20 protein-coding genes are annotated in these 17,834 nt (G+C 71.8%); 13 read left to right on the top strand and 7 right to left on the bottom strand.

Annotated features, from left to right (window positions below):
• Positions 1 to 80: 80 nt before the first annotated feature.
• The 10 genes from ABZ806_RS18525 (at position 81) to ABZ806_RS18480 (ending at position 11,549) form a co-directional block, all read left to right on the top strand.
• Positions 81 to 2,786: a sensor histidine kinase gene (locus ABZ806_RS18525; protein ID WP_500218528.1), complete on the top strand. Its 2,706-nt coding sequence runs from the start codon at positions 81 to 83 to the stop codon at positions 2,784 to 2,786.
• Positions 2,783 to 3,229 carry a roadblock/LC7 domain-containing protein gene (locus ABZ806_RS18520; RefSeq protein WP_500218527.1) on the top strand — a complete coding sequence of 149 codons (447 nt, stop codon included), beginning with the start codon at positions 2,783 to 2,785 and terminating at the stop codon, positions 3,227 to 3,229. Before ABZ806_RS18525 ends, ABZ806_RS18520 begins: the two co-directional genes overlap by 4 nt.
• 1 nt (position 3,230) lies before the next feature.
• Positions 3,231 to 3,620 (top strand): DUF742 domain-containing protein, encoded by a 390-nt coding sequence (locus tag ABZ806_RS18515; RefSeq protein WP_500218526.1) that lies wholly within the window; start codon positions 3,231 to 3,233, stop codon positions 3,618 to 3,620.
• On the top strand, positions 3,601 to 4,206 hold the full coding sequence (locus ABZ806_RS18510) for a GTP-binding protein (protein WP_500218525.1): 606 nt from the start codon (positions 3,601 to 3,603) through the stop codon (positions 4,204 to 4,206). The genes ABZ806_RS18515 and ABZ806_RS18510 overlap by 20 nt, the downstream gene beginning before the upstream one ends.
• Before the next feature lie 154 nt (positions 4,207 to 4,360).
• Positions 4,361 to 5,605: an ROK family transcriptional regulator gene (locus tag ABZ806_RS18505; RefSeq protein WP_500218524.1), complete on the top strand. Its 1,245-nt coding sequence runs from the start codon at positions 4,361 to 4,363 to the stop codon at positions 5,603 to 5,605.
• Between the two features lie 13 nt (positions 5,606 to 5,618).
• The gene (locus ABZ806_RS18500) at positions 5,619 to 7,127 is read left to right on the top strand and encodes a sugar ABC transporter ATP-binding protein (RefSeq protein ID WP_500218522.1); all 1,509 of its coding nucleotides are present in this window, start codon (positions 5,619 to 5,621) and stop codon (positions 7,125 to 7,127) included.
• Positions 7,124 to 8,182 (top strand): ABC transporter permease, encoded by a 1,059-nt coding sequence (locus ABZ806_RS18495; protein WP_500218521.1) that lies wholly within the window; start codon positions 7,124 to 7,126, stop codon positions 8,180 to 8,182. The genes ABZ806_RS18500 and ABZ806_RS18495 overlap by 4 nt, the downstream gene beginning before the upstream one ends.
• Before the next feature lie 87 nt (positions 8,183 to 8,269).
• A complete protein-coding gene (locus ABZ806_RS18490; RefSeq protein ID WP_500218520.1) occupies positions 8,270 to 9,334 on the top strand; it encodes an ABC transporter substrate-binding protein in 1,065 nt (354 codons plus the stop codon).
• Positions 9,335 to 9,402: 68 nt separating this feature from the next.
• Positions 9,403 to 10,542 carry a Gfo/Idh/MocA family protein gene (locus tag ABZ806_RS18485; protein WP_500218519.1) on the top strand — a complete coding sequence of 380 codons (1,140 nt, stop codon included), beginning with the start codon at positions 9,403 to 9,405 and terminating at the stop codon, positions 10,540 to 10,542.
• A 2-nt stretch (positions 10,543 to 10,544) separates the two neighbouring features.
• A complete protein-coding gene (locus ABZ806_RS18480) occupies positions 10,545 to 11,549 on the top strand; it encodes a sugar phosphate isomerase/epimerase family protein (protein ID WP_500218518.1) in 1,005 nt (334 codons plus the stop codon).
• A 123-nt stretch (positions 11,550 to 11,672) separates the two neighbouring features.
• Here ABZ806_RS18480 and ABZ806_RS18475 read toward each other — a convergent pair whose 3' ends face one another.
• The 6 genes from ABZ806_RS18475 to ABZ806_RS18450 form a co-directional block, all read right to left on the bottom strand.
• On the bottom strand, positions 11,673 to 12,263 hold the full coding sequence (locus ABZ806_RS18475) for an AAA family ATPase (protein ID WP_500218517.1): 591 nt from the start codon (positions 12,261 to 12,263) through the stop codon (positions 11,673 to 11,675).
• A 167-nt stretch (positions 12,264 to 12,430) separates the two neighbouring features.
• On the bottom strand, positions 12,431 to 13,120 hold the full coding sequence (locus ABZ806_RS18470) for a cupin domain-containing protein (protein WP_500218516.1): 690 nt from the start codon (positions 13,118 to 13,120) through the stop codon (positions 12,431 to 12,433).
• Positions 13,121 to 13,129: 9 nt separating this feature from the next.
• Positions 13,130 to 14,047, bottom strand: coding sequence for an NADP-dependent oxidoreductase (locus ABZ806_RS18465; protein ID WP_500218570.1), 918 nt, complete (start codon positions 14,045 to 14,047; stop codon positions 13,130 to 13,132).
• Between the two features lie 30 nt (positions 14,048 to 14,077).
• The gene (locus ABZ806_RS18460) at positions 14,078 to 14,476 is read right to left on the bottom strand and encodes a hypothetical protein (protein WP_500218515.1); all 399 of its coding nucleotides are present in this window, start codon (positions 14,474 to 14,476) and stop codon (positions 14,078 to 14,080) included.
• Positions 14,473 to 14,745: a hypothetical protein gene (locus tag ABZ806_RS18455; protein WP_500218514.1), complete on the bottom strand. Its 273-nt coding sequence runs from the start codon at positions 14,743 to 14,745 to the stop codon at positions 14,473 to 14,475. The genes ABZ806_RS18460 and ABZ806_RS18455 overlap by 4 nt, the downstream gene beginning before the upstream one ends.
• A complete protein-coding gene (locus ABZ806_RS18450) occupies positions 14,742 to 15,020 on the bottom strand; it encodes a hypothetical protein (protein ID WP_500218512.1) in 279 nt (92 codons plus the stop codon). The genes ABZ806_RS18455 and ABZ806_RS18450 overlap by 4 nt, the downstream gene beginning before the upstream one ends.
• Before the next feature lie 274 nt (positions 15,021 to 15,294).
• Between ABZ806_RS18450 and ABZ806_RS18445 the strand changes: the two genes are divergently transcribed.
• Together ABZ806_RS18445 and ABZ806_RS18440 are read left to right on the top strand one after the other, a co-directional pair.
• Positions 15,295 to 16,098 carry a helix-turn-helix domain-containing protein gene (locus tag ABZ806_RS18445; RefSeq protein ID WP_500218510.1) on the top strand — a complete coding sequence of 268 codons (804 nt, stop codon included), beginning with the start codon at positions 15,295 to 15,297 and terminating at the stop codon, positions 16,096 to 16,098.
• Positions 16,095 to 16,301, top strand: a complete 207-nt coding sequence (locus ABZ806_RS18440) for a DUF397 domain-containing protein (protein WP_500218509.1) — start codon at positions 16,095 to 16,097, stop codon at positions 16,299 to 16,301. The genes ABZ806_RS18445 and ABZ806_RS18440 overlap by 4 nt, the downstream gene beginning before the upstream one ends.
• 89 nt (positions 16,302 to 16,390) lie before the next feature.
• Here the strand turns inward: ABZ806_RS18440 and ABZ806_RS18435 are convergent, their stop codons facing one another.
• On the bottom strand, positions 16,391 to 16,975 hold the full coding sequence (locus ABZ806_RS18435) for a Uma2 family endonuclease (RefSeq protein WP_500218508.1): 585 nt from the start codon (positions 16,973 to 16,975) through the stop codon (positions 16,391 to 16,393).
• A 208-nt stretch (positions 16,976 to 17,183) separates the two neighbouring features.
• On the opposite strand from ABZ806_RS18435, the gene ABZ806_RS18430 reads away from it, so the two are divergent.
• Positions 17,184 to 17,744 (top strand): DUF1707 SHOCT-like domain-containing protein, encoded by a 561-nt coding sequence (locus ABZ806_RS18430; RefSeq protein ID WP_500218507.1) that lies wholly within the window; start codon positions 17,184 to 17,186, stop codon positions 17,742 to 17,744.
• Positions 17,745 to 17,834: the final 90 nt, after the last annotated feature.

The raw sequence follows: 17,834 nt of genomic DNA, 5'->3' as shown, positions 1-17,834 counted from the left end.
GGTTTCCCCCGCATGTTCCACCCCCCAATGCCGGACCGTCCAGCGCAGGAGGACGAGCGAGTGAGCAGGGTCCGCCAGCCGTGACGGCCCGCGGTTTCTCCTCCATCCGCGCGAGGATCACCCTGCTGGTCCTCGTGCCGCTGATGGCGCTCGCCTCGCTGTGGGTGTTCCTCACCGGCATCACCTACGGCGAGGCGCACCAGCTGCTGCAGAGCCGCCAGTTCCAGCAGAAGACGGTGCTGCCCACGCAGCGGCTCGTCGACGCGCTGCAGAAGGAGCGGCGCCTGTCGATGGCCGCGCTCGGCGGCGCCCGCAGCGACCCCGGCGGGATGCGGACCCAGCGGGAGGCGACCGACGCGGCGAGCGCGGAGGTCCGCGCGGGGGCCCGCGACGGCGGGCTGCGGGGCGCGATCCAGCCCGAGGTCGTCCGGAAGCTGGACGACCTCGTGGGCAGGCTCGGCACGGTGACGTCGATCCGGCGCGCGGTGGACGAGCGGACCGGTTCGCGCACCGCGGTGCTGCGCGAGTACAGCGAGGTCGTCGACGCCGCCTTCGCGGTCTACAGCTCGACCACGCCCGCGGACGGGTCCATCACCGCGAGCGCCCGCACGCTCACCTCGTTCGGGCTGGCCCGCGAGTTCATGTCCCGCGAGGACGCCCTGCTGACGGGGGCGCTCGCCGCGGGCCGCATCACCGGCGCCGAGCGCGCCCAGTTCGCCAAGCTCGTCGGGGCGCACCACACGATGCACGAGGTCAACGCCCGCGACCTGCCCGCCGCCGACCGCGCCCGCTACGACCGGCTGATGGCCTCGCCCGACTTCATGCGGATGATGAAGCTGGAGGACCAGGTCATCGCCGGGGCCGAGCCGCCGCGGGCCGCGGCGCGCAGGACCCGCGCCGGCGGGACGGCCGCGACGACGCCGGCGCACGGCCAGAGCACGCAGCAGGGCGTCCAGCAGGGCGCGCAGCGGCAGAAGACGCAGGCCGCCCGCGGTGTCACCGTCATCGAGCCCTCCGTGTGGCGGTCCACGGCCGACACCGCCAACGGCCGGCTGTACGACCTGGAGAACCGGATCCTCGACGAGCTCGTCGACCGCGGCCAGCACATCGCGATCGGCGCGTTCACCCGGCTCGGCCTCGCCGGCGGCGTCGGGCTCATCGCGATCGTGCTGTCGTCCGTCATCGCGGTCCGCGTCTCGCGGCGGCTGGTGCGCGAATGCCGGACGCTCGCGGGCGGCGTCGTGGACTTCACCCAGAATCGGCTGCCGAGGCTCGCCGAGCAGATCATCGCCGGGCGCCCGGCCGAGCCGGAGCCGCCGGGGCTCGACTACCGCATCACCGAGATCCGGCAGATCGCCGAGTCGTTCGACCGCGCCCGCGGGGCGGTGCTGGTCGCCGCCGAGGGCGAGGTCGCGGCGCGGCGCGGCATCAGCGAGGTGTTCGTCAACCTCGCGCGCCGCAACCAGGCGCTGCTGCACCGGCAGCTCAGCCTGCTGGACACGATGGAGCGCCGCACCGAGGACCCGTCGGAGCTGTCGGACCTGTTCCGCCTCGACCACCTCGCGACCCGCATGCGGCGGCACGCCGAGGGCCTGGTCATCCTCGCCGGCAAGAGCGCCGGGCGCGGCTGGCGCCGTCCCGTCCCGCTGGTGGACGTGGTGCGCGGCGCGGTCGCCGAGGTCGAGGACTACCCGCGCGTCCGGGTGCAGCCGCTGCCGCGCGTCGCGCTGCTCGGCTCCGCCGTCGCCGACGTCATCCACCTGCTCGCCGAGGTGGTGGAGAACGCCACCACGTTCTCCCCGCCGCAGTCGCCGGTGCGGGTGACCGGGCAGGCCGTCGCGAGCGGGTTCGCGATCGAGGTGGAGGACCGCGGCCTCGGGATGACCGAGGAGGCGCTGCGCGCCGCGAACGAGCGGCTCGCGAACCCGCCCGAGTTCGACCCGTCCGACAGCGCGCAGCTCGGCCTGTTCGTCGTGGCGCGGCTGGCCGAGCGGCACGGCATCACGGTCACGCTGCGGCCCTCCCCGTACGGCGGGACGACCGCGATCGCGCTGATCCCCGGCTCGCTCATCGTGGAGGGCGCCGACCCGGAGCCGGCGGTGCGCCGCCCGACCGGGCCGATGCGGGCGCTGCCGGACCAGGCCGCCGCGCTGGCGGCGTCCGCGCGCCCGGCGGTCGAGTCCGGCCGGTCCGGATCGGGCGGCGTCGTCCGGCTGGTCGCCGAGCCGGCCGGACCGGAGCCGCGGCGGCCCGCAGCGCCGCCGGAGCCGCGGCCCGCGCCGCCGCCTCCGCCCGCGGACGCGCCCCCGGCGGCACCGCCGAAGGAGGGCGAGCTGCCCAAGCGCAGGCGGCAGACGCACCTGGCGCCGCAGCTCAAGGAGCGGGTGGACGCGCACCTCGCCGCCCGCGGCCAGACCCCGCCGGAGCCGTCCCCGCCGCCCGCGCCGCCCGCACCGGAACCGTCGATGCCGCTCGCGGCGCCCGTCCCCATGGACGAGCCCCCGCCGCCCGGCGAGCCCCCCGGGACCGTTCCGACGGACGCGGGCGGGAGCACGGGTGCGAGCGCGGGCGATGACCCGACGCGCACCGCCGAGTCGATGCGATCGATGCTGTCCGCCATGCAGGCCGGCTGGCAGCGCGGCAGGCAGGAGGCGGCCGAAGGACGGGCACCGGGCTCGGCGGAGGCCGCGCGACACCCGGGCGACCAGCATCCAGGCGACCAGCATCCAGGCGACCAGCATCCAGGTGACCCGTATTCAGGCGACCAGGAGGACGACACCCCATGACACATGCCCAGCACTCCGGCGCGGAGGTCCCGGGCGGAGCCGGTGGCGACCTGAACTGGCTGCTCGACAGCCTGGTCCAGCGGGTCGCCGCGGTGCAGAACGCGGTGGTGCTGTCCAGCGACGGGCTGAAGATGGCCGCGTCCCGGGGCCTCGCCGGGGAGGAGTCCGACCACCTCGCCGCGGTGGCCGCCAGCTTCCAGAGCCTCGCGCGCGGGGCCGGGGAGTCGTTCGGCGGCGGCCCCGTCCGGCAGACCATCGTGGAGATGGAGTCGTCGTTCCTGTTCGTCACCGCCGCCGGGCGCGGCGCGTGCCTGGCGGTGCTGGCCGCCGCCGACGCAGACCTCGGGATCATCGCCTACGAGATGGCGATGCTGGTCACCCGGGTCGGGCAGCACCTGTCCGCCGACCCGCGGGTGGCCGCGGCCGAACCGGGCGGCGCGTGAGGTGGGCGGCACGGCCTGGTACGACGACGCTGCGGGGCCCGTGGTCCGCCCGTACGCGCTGACCGGAGGCCGGACGCACTACGGCGGCGACGAGTTCGACCTGGTCGCGCTGATCGCCGTCGCGGACCCGCCGGAGCCCGCGGACGACGCGCTGCCCGCGGCGCCCTGGGAGCCGGAGCCGGAACATGACATGATCCTGGAGCTTTGCCGCACCCCGTTGTCGGTAGCCGAGATAGCGTCGGATCTGGAACTCCCCCTCGGGGTGGTCCGTGTCCTGCTCGGTGATCTGCTCGACCACTCGCTGATTCAGGTCCGGCGTCCCGCGCCGGTGGCGCAGTTCCCCAGCGAGCGCGTACTCAAGGAAGTGATCGATGGAATCCGTGCGCTCTGACGCGGCCGCCCAGCAGGGCGAGTCCGCGCTGACGGTGAAGATCCTCGTGGCCGGTGGTTTCGGCGTCGGCAAGACCACCCTGGTGAGCGCGGTCAGCGAGATCCGTCCGCTGCGCACCGAGGAGGCGCTGACCGAGAAGAGCATCGGGATCGACGACACCAGCGCCGTCGCGAACAAGACGACGACGACCGTGGCGATGGACTTCGGCCGCATCACGCTGCCGAACGGCCTCGTCCTGTTCGTCTTCGGCACCCCCGGCCAGGACCGCTTCTGGTTCATGTGGGACGAACTGGCCAAGGGCGCCCTCGGCGCCGTCGTCCTGGTCGACACCCGGCGGCTGGCCGACTGCTTCGCCTCGGTCGACTACTTCGAACGGCGCGGCGTCCCGTTCATCATCGGCGTCAACCAGTTCGACGGCGGCGGCCAGCACTCCGCCGACCAGGTCCGCGACGCCCTCGACCTCCCCGCGGACGTGCCCGTGATCAACTGCGACGTGCGCGACCGCGAGGACGCCAAGCGCGTGCTGATCGCGCTGGTGGAGCACATCATGCGGACCATGAGCGGCCGCCAGGCGGTCAGCTACTAGGAACGGAGCCACCGACGGCCCGTACCCGCCGCGTTCGCGCGCGGTGGGTGCGGGCCGTTGCTTGTCCGTGGCTTTGTCCTCTGAGTGGGGAAAGTTTGGATGATCTAGGGAAAAGGTCTTCTCAAAGCGGCGAAAGCGGGTTACGGTCTCGGCCATGAGACCGGAGTCACAGCGGCTCCGGGGCCCGGACCGATCCCGAGAGGACGGCGTGATGCGCATGTCGGCTCGTCCGCAGAACGTGCATCAGGCACGGCTGCTGCGGCTGCTGCGGGACGAGGGGCCGCGCTCGCGCGCCGAGCTCGGGGACGTCGTGAAGCTGTCCCGCTCGAAGCTCGCGGTGGAGCTGGACCGGCTCGTCGAGCTGGGGCTCGTCGAGGGCGCCGGGCTCGCCGCGTCGCGGGGCGGGCGGCGGTCCGGGATCGTCCGGCTGTCGCCGAGCCTGCGGTTCGTCGCGTTCGACATCGGGGCGACCTCGATCGACGTCGCGGTGACCGACGGCGTGCTGGAGGTGCTCGGCCACGTCAGCGAGCAGTGCGACGTCCGGCAGGGCGCGACCGTGGTGCTGGAGCGGGCGCTCGACCTGCTCGGCAAGCTGCGCGACGAGGGCCTCATCCCGCAGGTGCACGGCACCGGCATCGGAGTGCCGGGGCCGGTCAGCTTCCGGGACGGCATGCCGGTCGTCCCGCCGATCATGCCCGGCTGGGACCGGTTCCCGGTGCGGGACGCGATCGGCCAGGAGCTCGGCTGCCCGGTGCTGGTCGACAACGACGTGAACCTCATGGCGCTCGGCGAGCTGCACGCGGGCCTCGCCCGGTCGGTCGAGGACTACCTGCTCGTGAAGATCGGCACCGGCATCGGCTGCGGGATCGTCGTCGGCGGCGCCATCTACCGCGGCGTGTCCGGCAGCGCCGGGGACATCGGCCACATCCGGGTCGACGACGACGGCCCGATCTGCGCGTGCGGGAACGCCGGGTGCCTGGAGGCGTTCTTCGGCGGCGCCGCCCTCGCGCGGGACGCCGAGGCGGCGGCCCGCTCGGGGGAGTCGCCCGTGCTCGCGGCGCTGCTGGAGACCCACGGGGCGCTGTCCGCCGAGCACGTCGGTGAGGCGGCCGCCGCGGGCGACCCGGGCGCGGTGCGCATCATCCGGGAGGGCGGCCGGCACGTCGGGCAGGTGCTCGCCGGGCTGGTCAGCTTCTTCAACCCAGGGCTCGTCATCATCGCGGGCGGCGTCGCGGGGCTCGGGCACACGCTGCTCGCCGAGATCCGCAGCGTCGTCTACCGCCGGTCCGCGCCGCTCGCGACCGGCAACCTGCCGATCGTGCTGTCCGAGCTCGCCGGCGCCGCCGGCGTGGTCGGCGGCGCCCGGCTCATCAGCGACCACGTCTTCTCCGCGTCCTGAGGAGGCCGCACAGATGGAACCGCTGCTGCGGATGCGCGGCATCGTCAAGCAGTTCCCCGGCGTCCGCGCGCTGGACGGCGTCGACCTCGACGTCCTGCCGGGCGAGGTGCACTGCCTGCTCGGGCAGAACGGCGCCGGGAAGTCCACGCTCATCAAGGTGCTCGCCGGTGCGCACCAGCCCGACGAGGGCGAGATCGTCTTCGCCGGGGAGCCGGTGCGGCTCGCCGGGCCGACCGCCGCGATGCGGGCCGGCATCGCGACCATCTACCAGGAGCTCGACCTGGTGGACGGCCTGTCGGTCGCCGAGAACGTCTTCCTCGGGCACGAGAAGGCGCGGCTCGGGTTCACCCGGCGCGGGGACGCCGAGCGGGCCGCGCGCGAGCTGCTCGGCCGGCTCGGGCACGGCGAGATCCCGCCGCGCCGTGAGGTCGGCCGGCTGCCGGCGGCGGGCAAGCAGGTCGTCAGCATGGCCCGCGCCCTGTCGCACGACGCCCGGCTGATCGTGATGGACGAGCCGTCCGCCGCGCTCGCGCACGACGAGGTCGGGAACCTGTTCCGCATCATCCGGGAGCTGACCGCCGCGGGCGTCGCGGTCGTCTACATCTCGCACCGGCTGGCGGAGATCCGCGAGATCGGCGACCGGGTGACCGTCCTCAAGGACGGCCGCACCGTGGCGGTCGGGCTCCCGGCGAAGACCACCTCCACCGACGAGATCGTGTCGCTGATGACCGGGCGGGACGTCGAGTACGTGTTCCCGGAGCGGCCCGAGGCGGCCGGCGACCCGGCCGAGGTGCTGCGGGTGGAGGGGCTGACGCTGCCGGGCGCGTTCGAGGACGTGTCGCTCACCGTCCGCGCCGGCGAGATCGTCGGGCTGGCCGGGCTCGTCGGGTCGGGCCGCTCGGAGATCCTGGAGACGGTCTACGGCGCCCGCCGCGCCGCGCGGGGCCGGGTGCTGGTGGACGGGCGCCCCGTCCGCCCCGGCGACACCGGCGCGGCGGTGCGGCGCGGCATGGGCATGGCGCCGGAGGAGCGCAAGAGCCAGGCGCTGCTGCTGAACGAGACCGTCGCCGGGAACGTCACCGTCGCCGGGCTGTCGCGCTACGCCCGGCTCGGCTGGCTCGACCGGCGCCGCGAGGTCGCGGACGTGCGCCGCCAGATCGAGGCGCTCGACATCCGGCCGCCCGACCCGTCGCGGCCCGTCGTGACGCTGTCGGGCGGCAACCAGCAGAAGGTCGTCCTCGCCCGGTGGCTGCTCGACGCGGCGAGCCTGCGGCTGCTGATCCTGGACGAGCCGACCCGCGGCGTGGACGTCGGCGCCCGCGCCGAGTTGTACGCGGTGATCCGGGAGCTGGCCGCGCGCGGGATCGGGGTGCTGCTGGTGTCCAGCGAGGTCCCCGAGGTGCTCGGGCTCGCCGACCGGGTCCTGGTCGTCCGGGAGGGGCGGGTCGTGCACACCGGCGACGCCCGCGACCTCGACGAGGGCACCGTGCTGAACATGATCATGGAAGGGAGTGCCCTGTGACCGAGACCCGTCATTCCGAGGGGCCGACCCCCCAGAAGGACACGGCCGGGGCGGCGCCGAAAAAGGCGGCGGCGGCCGGCGGGCTGCGGCTGCCGTTCGCGCGGGGCGCCGCCGTGGGGACCCGCGAGGTCCACCATCTCGGCCTCGTCGCCGCGCTGGTGCTGCTCGCGGTCGTCGGCCTGGTGACCGAACCGGACAACTTCGCGACGTCCGGGAACATCATCGGCATCCTCGCGCTCGCCGCCACCATCGGCGTGATCACCGTCGGCCAGACCTTCGTGATCATCGGCGGCGGGATCGACCTGTCGGTCGGATCGGTCATGGCCCTCGCCTCCGTCTGGGCGACGACGGTCGCGACGCAGTCCTACGGGCCGGTCGTGATGGCGCTGTGCGCGATCCTCGTCGGGACGGGCACGGGCGTCGTGACCGGCCTGCTGATCTCCTACGGGCGGATGGTCCCGTTCATCGCGACGCTCGCGATGCTCGTCGCCGCGCGGGGCCTCGCGCAGCGGATGTCGGACCGCAAGACCCAGCTCGTCCGGACGGAGAACGACGCGATCGTCTCGCTGTCCACCACCAAGGTGCTCGGGGTCCCGCTCGTCGTCTACATCTTCGCGGCGGTCGCGGTCGCCGGGTGGGTGCTGCTCAACCGCACCACGTTCGGCCGCCGGACGTTCGCCGTCGGCGGCAACCCGGAGGCGGCGCGGCTCGCCGGCATCGACGTCCGCCGGCACACCCTGCTGCTGTACGCGCTGTCCGGGTTCTGCTGCGGCGTCGCGGCGCTCATCATCATGGCGCGCACCACCACGGGCTCCAGCACCCACGGAGACCTGTACGAACTCGACGCGATCGCCGCCGTCATCATCGGCGGGACGCTGCTCACCGGCGGGCGCGGCACCGTCGTCGGGTCGATCCTCGGCGTGCTGATCTTCACCGTCATCACCAACCTGTTCATCCTGAACGGCCTGCAGACCAGCGACCAGCTCATCGCCAAGGGCGTGATCATCGGGATCGCCGTGCTGCTGCAGCGCCGCGGGCTCCGCTCGCCCACCTGACCCGTCCACCACCCCCCAAGTCCAGCGCCGCGCGCAGCGGGGACGCGCGCGGCGGGGGACGCCCCATCCCTTCACCAGGAGCACGTCATGCGTGATCAGAACCCTCGTCCCAGCCGCAGAGGCGTCCTGTTCGGCGGCGCCGTCGTCGCGGCCGGCACCCTCGCCGCCGCCTGCACCAGCAACAGCGAGAAGGACGACCCCGCGCCCGCCGCGCAGGCCGGGGCGCTCGCCGGCGACAACGACAAGCCGGGCAAGCAGGTCACCATCGGGTTCTCCGCGCCCGCCGCCGACCACGGCTGGATCGCGGCGATCGCGAAGAACGCCGAGGCGCAGGCCAAGAAGTACACCGACGTCACGTTCAAGCCGGTCGAGCCGACCAACGACATCAACCAGCAGATCTCCGCCGTCGAGACGCTGATCCGGGCGAAGGTCGACGTCCTGGTGATCCTGCCGAACGACGGCGAGCAGCTGAACCAGGTCGCCCACAAGGCGATGGACGCCGGCATCCCGGTCGTCAACCTCGACCGCGTCTTCCCCGACAAGCTGTCGTACCGGACGTGGGTCGGCGGCGACAACTACGGCATGGGCGTCTCCGCGGGCCACTACATCGGCAAGAAGCTGAAGGACAAGGGCGTCTCCAACCCGGTGATCGTGGAGATCCAGGGCATCGCGACGCTGCCGCTCACGCAGGACCGCAGCAAGGGCTTCGCGGACGCGCTGAAGTCCTACGGCTTCTCCGTCACCGCCAAGCAGGACGCGAAGTTCACCGTCGAGTCCGGCAACCAGGTCGCCACGAACCTCCTCCAGGCGCACAAGAAGATCGACGCGATGTGGAACCACGACGACGACCAGGGCGTCGGCGTGCTCGCCGCGATCAAGCAGTCCGGCCGCAAGGACTTCTTCATGGTCGGCGGCGCCGGGTCCGCCAACGCGATGCGGGAGATCAAGACGGGCGGCGGCGTGCTGGAGGCGACCGTCACCTACCCGCCGACGATGGCCGCGTCCGCGATCAAGCTCGGCCGGCTCATCGCGCAGGGCAAGGGCCTGACCGACCTGGTGGAGCTGCAGGTCCCGCAGTCGATCACGCTGGCGTCCGAGACGGTCACCAAGGACAACGTCGACACGTACATGCCGCTCGGTTTCGAGTCCTGAGCGACGGGGGCGCCGGTGCGCCCGCCTCCCGGGCGGGCGCGCCGGCCTTACAGAGAGGTGAGCTGAACATGACGACCGTCGGAGTCGGGATGGTCGGGTACGCGTTCATGGGGCGCGCCCACTCCCAGGCGTGGCGCAGCGTGGGGCCGTTCTTCGGGCCGCCGCTGACGCCCGTCATGGCGGCCCTCGCCGGACGTTCCGCCGACCGCGCCGGCGCCGCCGCGCGGTCGCTCGGCTGGGCGTCGGTGGAGACCGACTGGAAGGAGCTGCTCCGCCGCGACGACGTCCAGCTCGTCGACATCTGCACGCCGGGCGACAGCCACGCCGAGATCGCGGTCGCCGCGCTGGACGCAGGCAAGCACGTGCTGTGCGAGAAGCCGCTCGCCAACTCCGTCGCCGAGGCCGAGGCGATGGCCGCCGCCGCCGACCGGGCGCGCGAGCGCGGGATCCGGTCGATGGTCGGGTTCAACTACCGGCGCGTCCCGGCGGTCACCCTCGCGCGGAAGCTGGTGGACGAGGGGCGGATCGGGACCGTCCGGCACGTCCGGGCGCAGTACCTCCAGGACTGGCTGGCCGACCCGGAGTCCCCGTTCACCTGGCGGCTGGACCGCGAGCGGGCCGGGTCGGGGGCGCTCGGCGACATCGGCGCCCACATCATCGACACCGCGCAGTTCATCACCGGGCAGTCGCTCGTCGGGGTGTCGGCGCTGATGGACACGTTCGTCCCGGAACGTCCCGTGCCGGGCGGCGGCACCGCGCCGGTCACGGTCGACGACGCGGCCCTGTTCATCGGACGCACCTCCGGCGGCGCGCTCGCCACGTTCGAGGCCACCCGCTTCGCCACCGGCCGCAAGAACTCGCTGCGCATCGAGGTCAGCGGCTCGTCCGGCGCCCTGGCGTTCGACCTGGAATCGCTCAACGAACTCTGGTTCTACGACGGGACCGAGGACGGCGAGACCGCCGGGTTCCGCCGCATCGTCGTCACCGAGCCCGTCCACCCGTACGCGGGGCACTGGTGGCCGCCCGGCCACATCCTCGGTTACGAGCACACCTTCACCCACCAGATCGCCGACCTGCTCACCGCCATCGCGGACGGCACCGACCCGCGCCCGTCGTTCGCCGACGGCCTGCAGGTCCAGCGCGTCCTCGCCGCGGTCGCCGACAGCGCCGCGTCCCGCAACTGGGTCGACGTAGAGGGGAGCAACTAGCCATGGCACGACCGATCACCCTGTTCACCGGCCAATGGGCGGACCTGCCGTTCGAGGAGGTCTGCCGGCTCGCGTCCGGCTGGGGCTACGAGGGCCTGGAGATCGCCTGCTGGGGCGACCACTTCGAGGTCGACAAGGCCCTCGCCGACGACTCCTACATCCCGCGCAAGCTGGAGACGCTCGCCAAGCACGACCTGAAGGTGTGGGCGATCTCCAACCACCTCGTCGGCCAGGCCGTCTGCGACAACCCGGACGAACGCCACCAGGCGATCCTGCCGGAGCGGATCTGGGGCGACGGGGAGGCCGAGGGCGTCCGGCAGCGCGCCGCCGCCGAGATCAAGGACACCGCCCGCGCCGCCGCCGCACTGGGTGTCGACACGGTCGTCGGCTTCACCGGCTCCTCGATCTGGCACACGGTCGCGATGTTCCCTCCCACCCCCGACGCGATGGTGGAGCGCGGCTACGCCGACTTCGCCGAGCGCTGGAACCCGATCCTGGACGTGTTCGACGAGGTCGGCGTCCGGTTCGCGCACGAGGTCCACCCGAGCGAGATCGCCTACGACTACTGGACGACCGTCCGGACCCTGGAGGCGATCGGGCACCGTCCCGCGTTCGGGCTGAACTTCGACCCGTCCCACTTCGTCTGGCAGGAACTCGACCCGGTCGGCTTCCTGTTCGACTTCCGCGACCGGATCTACCACGTCGACTGCAAGGACACCAAGGTCCGGACGGGCGACGGCCGGCGCGGACGCCTCTCGTCCCACCTGCCGTGGGCGGACATGCGCCGCGGCTGGGACTTCATCTCCACCGGCCGCGGCGACGTCCCCTGGGAGGACGTGTTCCGCTCCCTGAACGCGATCGGCTACGACGGCCCGATCTCCGTCGAATGGGAAGACGCAGGCATGGACCGCCTCCAGGGCGCCCCAGAGGCCCTGGAGTTCGTCCGCGCCCTGAATGCGATGAAGCCGCCGGAAGGCGCCTTCGACGCCGCCTTCTCCTCCGACTGACCCCGTTGACCTGCGGCGTGTTGTTGTTATGAGGCCACGCATAACAACAACACGCCGCAACTCAACGTCGTCCGGGGCGGGATGCCGGGCCTCGCGGCGCAGCACCACACCTCGCTGAGGGAACTACGGCGCGGTTGATGGTGAGTGAGGCGTTCCGCGCTCCGGCGGGCGGGTGCGCCGGGCTTGGTCCAGCGCGGCTAGGACCGCTCCCAGCCGTCCGTCGAGCGGTCCATCGAGTTCCAGCACCGGGACGTCCTCCCAGGCCACCAGCGGGTCGGCGTGGACCAGTTCCGCCAGCGCGTCATTCATCCGCGATCGGAGTCCGGTCATCTCCGCAGCCGGCAGGACTCGCTCGGTCTCCGGCGTGATCAGCGTGATGACCAGCAGGTCGAGGCTCGCGAAAGCCGGCTGGAGCGCTGCGGCGTCGGCCTCCTCCGCGGGGTCCGCCCCGATCGCGGTCATATAGGCGAGATAGTCCAGCGGCGTCCGGTCGAAGACGATCCCGGCCAGCGGCGGCGAACTCAGGCTCTGCACCGAGCGCGCCAGGAGTGCCCGGTAATCCTCAAGCGAGGGCGGGAACCCGAACTCATACCCCTCCTCCTCAAGCAGGTAGTACGGTTCGTCCGCCGTCACGTGGCCGGGCATGCGCGCGCACAGCGCCCCGGCCAGCGTCGTCTTCCCGGTCCCGTGCGTCCCGGAGATCCCGACTCTCATCTGCGGCTCCTGCTCCTGTGGAGGCTGCCGCGGTGATCCTACGGCCGCCACGGAAGCCTGCGAGCCACGCATGACCTGATGGTGGGACCGCACCGCGGCCCGCCCTTCAGCCCATCCAGCCCCCACCGGTTTCGGGCCGGGCAGGCGGTCTGGCCGCGCTGCGAATGTCAGGGGAGGGCGCGGAAGTCGGTGAAGTCGAAGCCGGGGGAGACCACGCAGCTGACCAGGACCTCCTCGTCCCCGGCGGGACGTGCTGCCTGCCAGACGCCGGGTGGCACGACGGCCTGGGGGACCTGCCCGTTCGCCAGGTCGTCGCCGAGCGTCAGTGTGTGCGGGTTTCCGGACGGACGGTCGCCGTCGAGAAGCAGTGCGAGCGGGCCGCCCTTGTGCCACAGCCACATCTCGGCGGAGCGGACGGCGTGCCACATCGACTCCTCGCCCGGCGGCAGCAGGAAGTAGATGCCGGTCGCGCTCGCCCGCTCGCCCGGGTAGCCGTCCGGCGTGAAGGTCACGTCCGACCGCCACGTCTCCCGGTACCAGCCGCCCTCGGGATGCGGGAGCAGGTTGAGCGCCTCGGCCGTCGCGGGCCGTTCGAGGAGTGCGGCGTGCCGGCCGTCCGGGCCGCGTCGCAGGTAGCGGACGTGGGACGCCGTCGTCATGTCGATCGTTCCCCGGCCCGGCACCGGGCCGGGCGCCGGGTCCAGCGTGACCGCGACGACCTGCCCGCCGCCGGGGAACGCGTCGTCGGCGACGGCGAGCGCGGCCTCCTCCGGCGCCCACACCGCCCCCGCGTCCGAGAGGACGAATCGCGGCCCGGCCGCGGTCCGCCAGGCGTCGAGCGTCGTGAGCAGCAGCATGCGTCGAGCCTAGACGGTCAGGACGATCTTGCCCGTGACCCGGCCGGTGTCGCCGCGCTCGTGCGCCTTCGCGGCGTCCTCCAGGGGGAAGACGGAGTCGATCTCGGCGCGCAGTATCCCGGCCTCGGCGAGCGCGGCGATCTGGGTCATCGCGTGATGGTCGGGTTCGACCAGCATGCTCTCCGTCCGGACGCCGTCCGCAGCGACATCGGCGAGATTGCTGAGCACCAGCGACACGAGCACGCCGCCGGGGCGCAGGACGCGCAGCGAACGCGGACCGTAGTCGCCGCCGATCGTGTCGATCACGATGTCGACGTCCTTCACGGCCTCGGCGAAGTCGACGCCGCGGTAGTCGATCGGCTCGTCCACGCCGAGGTCGCGCAGGAACTGGTGCTTGCCCGCGCTGGCCGTCCCGAGCACGTACGCGCCGCCCGCCTTGGCGATCTGCACGGCCAGGTGCCCGACGCCGCCCGCCGCCGCGTGGATCAGCACCCGCTGCCCCTCGCGCAGGCCGGCCGTGTCGATGAGCGCCTGCCATGCGGTCAGCGCGGCCAGCGGCAGCGCCCCCGCCTGCACGTGGTCGATGGCGGACGGCTTCGCCGCGAACGTCCGGGACGCCGCCGTCACGTACTCGGCGTGCGATCCGACCCCGAAGGGATACGGCAGCATCCCGAAGACCTCGTCGCCGGGCTTGTGGAGCGTCACGCCGATCCCGACCTTCTCCACCACACCGGACACGTCCCATCCGAGGGTGAACGGCGGCCGGCCGAGGAACCCGCCGCCCGCCCGATGCTTCCAGTCGGTCGGGTTCACCCCGGCCGCCCGCACCCGCACGAGCACCTCCGTCGGCCCCGGCTCCGGCCGCTCGACCTCGACCACCTTGAGCACCTCAGGCCCGCCCAAAACGTCCTGCCGGACCGCCCGCATCATCTCCACCATCCGGGACCTCCTCCATCGTTAATGCCGCCGCTGACCACCCTTCCCCAACCCCGCCGTCCGAACGACCGGCAAGATCGTCAATTTCCGCAAGAATCGCGCCATCCGGCATCTGGCCGGACGGCGGTGTCGTGTTCGGCGGACGATGTGCGCTTCGTGCGAGAACGGTGCCAGCCGTGCGGCGATGTCCTTGGCCGTGCCGGTCAGGTCATGACAGGGCCGCAGCGGGTCCCCGGTGGAGGAGACGAACCAGGGCACGCCGCCCACCCCGGCCTTGACGTGGACGCTTTCGCCGATCTGTGGAAGGTCGGGGGAGAAGACGTGCAGCAGGACGGGGATGCGCTCGTACCGGGGCCGTGTCGACCAGCCTGCCGCGTCGAGTTCGACGGCGAGGGCGTCGAGGTACTGCGCGGCGTTCACACGTCCCGCCAGACGACGGCGCCGGTCGCCTCGTCCCGCCACGCTTCGGCGACGGTCTTGAGGTGGATGTAGCGGACGCGGCCGAGCGGGTCGAGTGCGACCCGGCGTACCGACCCCTGCCCGTCGGGTCCGCCCTCACGAAGCACGCGGTGGAGATGCTGCATTGCGGCGTCCCGGTTGTCGGTTACCCCGGACCACCCGGCGTCCTGGCCTCGGACGTCCCAGACGAAGATCTTGCGCGGTTTCCGCGCGGCCGTCGGCTCGCTCACCGTGTCACCTGCGACATGGTCACCCTGATCTGGGAAGCCGCCGCGTCCAGTTCATTCGCGGGACGGATCAGCGCGCCGGTGCGGACGTCGTAGAACCACCACTGCCCGTCGCGGTAGCGGCATCCGATCGTGGCCGCACGACCGGGAACCTTGTGCGGAATGACGTTGAGGACGGGGTAGCCGTCGATAGAGGTGAAGGCCGTCAGCAGCCCCGCGACCCGGACGAACCTCTCGTTGAGCCGGACCAGGAACGTGATCCGCTCCCGCTGCGGCATCGGCGCCCCAGGCCGCCGCGCAGCCTTCGGCTCAGAAGGAGGCGACGGAAGAACACGCCCTCCGGGCTGCCGCTCGTGCACACCCATCCGGTCACGCCCCGCGAATCTGGCGGCGGACGAATTGGTCGGCGAGTTTCATGATCGACCTCATTGCGTGGGGGAATTGCCGTACGGCCCACAATCCTTGGTCGACTCGATTACGCTCGGCTATGGCTTCGTCTCCACAAGTGATCAGGTGACCGCACAAAGCCCTGTGTAGAACGGGAGGATACTCATGCAGCCCCCGCACCCCTCGGAATCGGCCCGAGCATTCTTCGCCTTTCACCTCAAGCGTCACCGTGAAGGAAAAGGCTGGTCACAGCCCGCCCTTGGGGCAAAAATCCACATATCGGGCAGCATGGTCAGCGGCATCGAACTCTGCACCCGCCGCCCGACGCTGAAGGTCTGCCAGAAGCTGGACGAGGTCTTCGGCCTGAGTCAGTTTTTCGAGGCCCTCTACCCCCGCGTCGTCGAAGAGACCGGCCTCCCCGCAGGCTTCCCCGAGTTCGCTGACGCCGAAGCTGCGGCGGGCATGATGAAGTTGTACGAGAGCTTCGTCATCACGGGCATCTTCCAGACGGAAGACTATGCGCGGGCCGTCCTGCGGGCGGGTCAGCAGCCAGACAAGCTCGAACGCCTCGTCGCGGCTCGGATGGAACGACAAGAGATCTTGCGGCGAGAGGTCCCGCCCGTCGTGACCGCACTCCTCGATGCTTCTGTACTGCGTCGGCGGTTCGGTGGCCGTGAGGTCATGCGTGCTGAACTCGAACATCTGCTGACGCTGGCGGAGTGGCCCCACATCCACATCCACGTGGTTCCGGAGGACGCCGAGCTGTGCCCAGAGGGCTCCTTCACGATCTTGTCCTCGATGGGAGAGCCGGACGCTGCTTATGCCGAGATGGCGGGTGGACGCGGCCGTCTGATCGACGATGACGGATATATCGCCGAACTTGGCGTATTGTTCGAACTGATCAGATCCAAGGCGTTGAACGCCGAGGACTCGCAGGCCGCAATCCGCAAGGCGTTGGAGGAATTGTGAAGGTGACCGACTTCTCGTCCGCCCACTGGCGTAAGAGCAGCCGCAGCGGCGGGCAGAGCGGCCAGTGTGTGGAGGTCGCGAAGGCGTCCGGGCTCGTCGGTGTCCGCGACAGCAAGTCTCCGGAGGGTGGTCACCTCGTGCTGGACCGTGCCGCGGTCTCTGCCCTGCTCGCCCAGGTGAAGGCGGGCGACCTCGATCTTTGATCGGTCGCGCACCCGCATGCACCGGTCGGTGATGTGCTCCTTGTAGTCATGCTGGGTGCTCTCGTCCGGCGGCTGCGGGGCCTTCGGGGTCAGTCCATTTCGGAGAGGCGGGCTGGGTCGAAGGTGATGGGGTAGGGGCGGTCCAGGGTGAGGGTTTCGCCGGAGCGGGCCTTGCCTGTTACCTCGTAGTGGTCATCTTTCAACTCCAGCAGGGTGATGGTGGGGCGGGGTTCCAGGTCGATCAGCCAGTAGTGCGGGATGCCGGTTGCGGCGTACTCGTCCACCTTGCGGACGCGGTCTATCTGCTCGTTGACCGTGCGGGGGGTGACTACCTCGGCTACCAGGATGAGGTCGGGGCCGTAGTAGGTGCGGGTCTGGCGTTCCAGGGCGGCGCGGGCCACGTCGCGGGCCACGGCGAAGACGTCGGGCTTGCGGATGCCGGACGGCGTCGTCACGTCCTGCGGGGCACCGGCGATGTGGACGTCGGCGTCCGCCTGGCGGGCCGCGTCCTTCAGGATCGTCTTCAGCTGTTCCGCCGCGTGGTCGTGCCACAGGTCGCCCGGTAGCTCGTTCAGCCAGCCGTCGGCGAGTTCGTAGCGGCGGCCCTCCTCCGGAAGCGCGTCCAGGTCGTACAGCGTGTACGGGCCGTGCGCCCGGCCGACCGTCCCGCCCATGGATCGTCCCCCCTCACCTCGATCTACGGGCTGCTTCGAACTTAGCGGACGGGCGTCCGAAAGGCCGGTAAGCATGATCGCGCGGCGGGGATGCGGCCGAATGTCTCGAAAGCCGAGCGGGGGAGAGTTACGATGTATCGCGTCTTGACCCTCCATGAGGTGGAGGGGGCAGGCTGCGGAGGTCGGCCGGCCTCGAAGGGGAGAAGCGATGAGCGTCGAACAGCATCCCGCGCGCGCACTGCGCGCCTCGGACCGCGACCGCGACGAGATGCTCGTCCGGCTGCACACCGCGTTCGCCGAGGGACGGCTGAACGAACCCGAGCTGGACGAGCGCATCGACCTCGTCCTCGCCGCGCGTACTCATGACGAGCTGGGCGCCATCGCCGCCGATCTTCCGGCCGGCGGGTCCGTGCCGGTGCGTCCCGGCAGCGGGCCCGTGGGGCGGTTCCAGGTCGCCTACAAGAGCTCGGTGACGCGCGCCGGGCGGTGGCGGCTGCCCGAACGCTTCACGACGATCGTCTACAAGGGGTCCGGGACGATCGATCTGCGCGCCGCGGAATTGGACGGCCCCGTCACGGTCCTGCGGGTGCTCGCCTACAAGTCCGCGGTGGACATCATCGTGCCGTCCGGTATCCGCGTGGAAGCGGACGGTATAGGGGTCTCGGCCGAGGTCCACGGGGACCCGCCGGCGGGCGCGCCGGTCGTCCATGTGCGGGGTTATGCGTACAAGGGGGCCATCCGGGCGAAAGGTCTGATACGTCGCCCCTGAAGTGATAGAACGCTCCAGCGGCCCCATTGGCCGCCGTTCATGCGGATGTCGGTACACGGCGTCCCATGGCGCGATTTGATGGTGGTCCGA

The sequence above is a fragment of the Spirillospora sp. NPDC047418 genome (genome assembly GCF_040643275.1).
Classification (GTDB): Bacteria; Actinomycetota; Actinomycetes; order Streptosporangiales; family Streptosporangiaceae; genus Spirillospora.
This window is presented reverse-complemented; position numbering and strand designations above follow the sequence as displayed.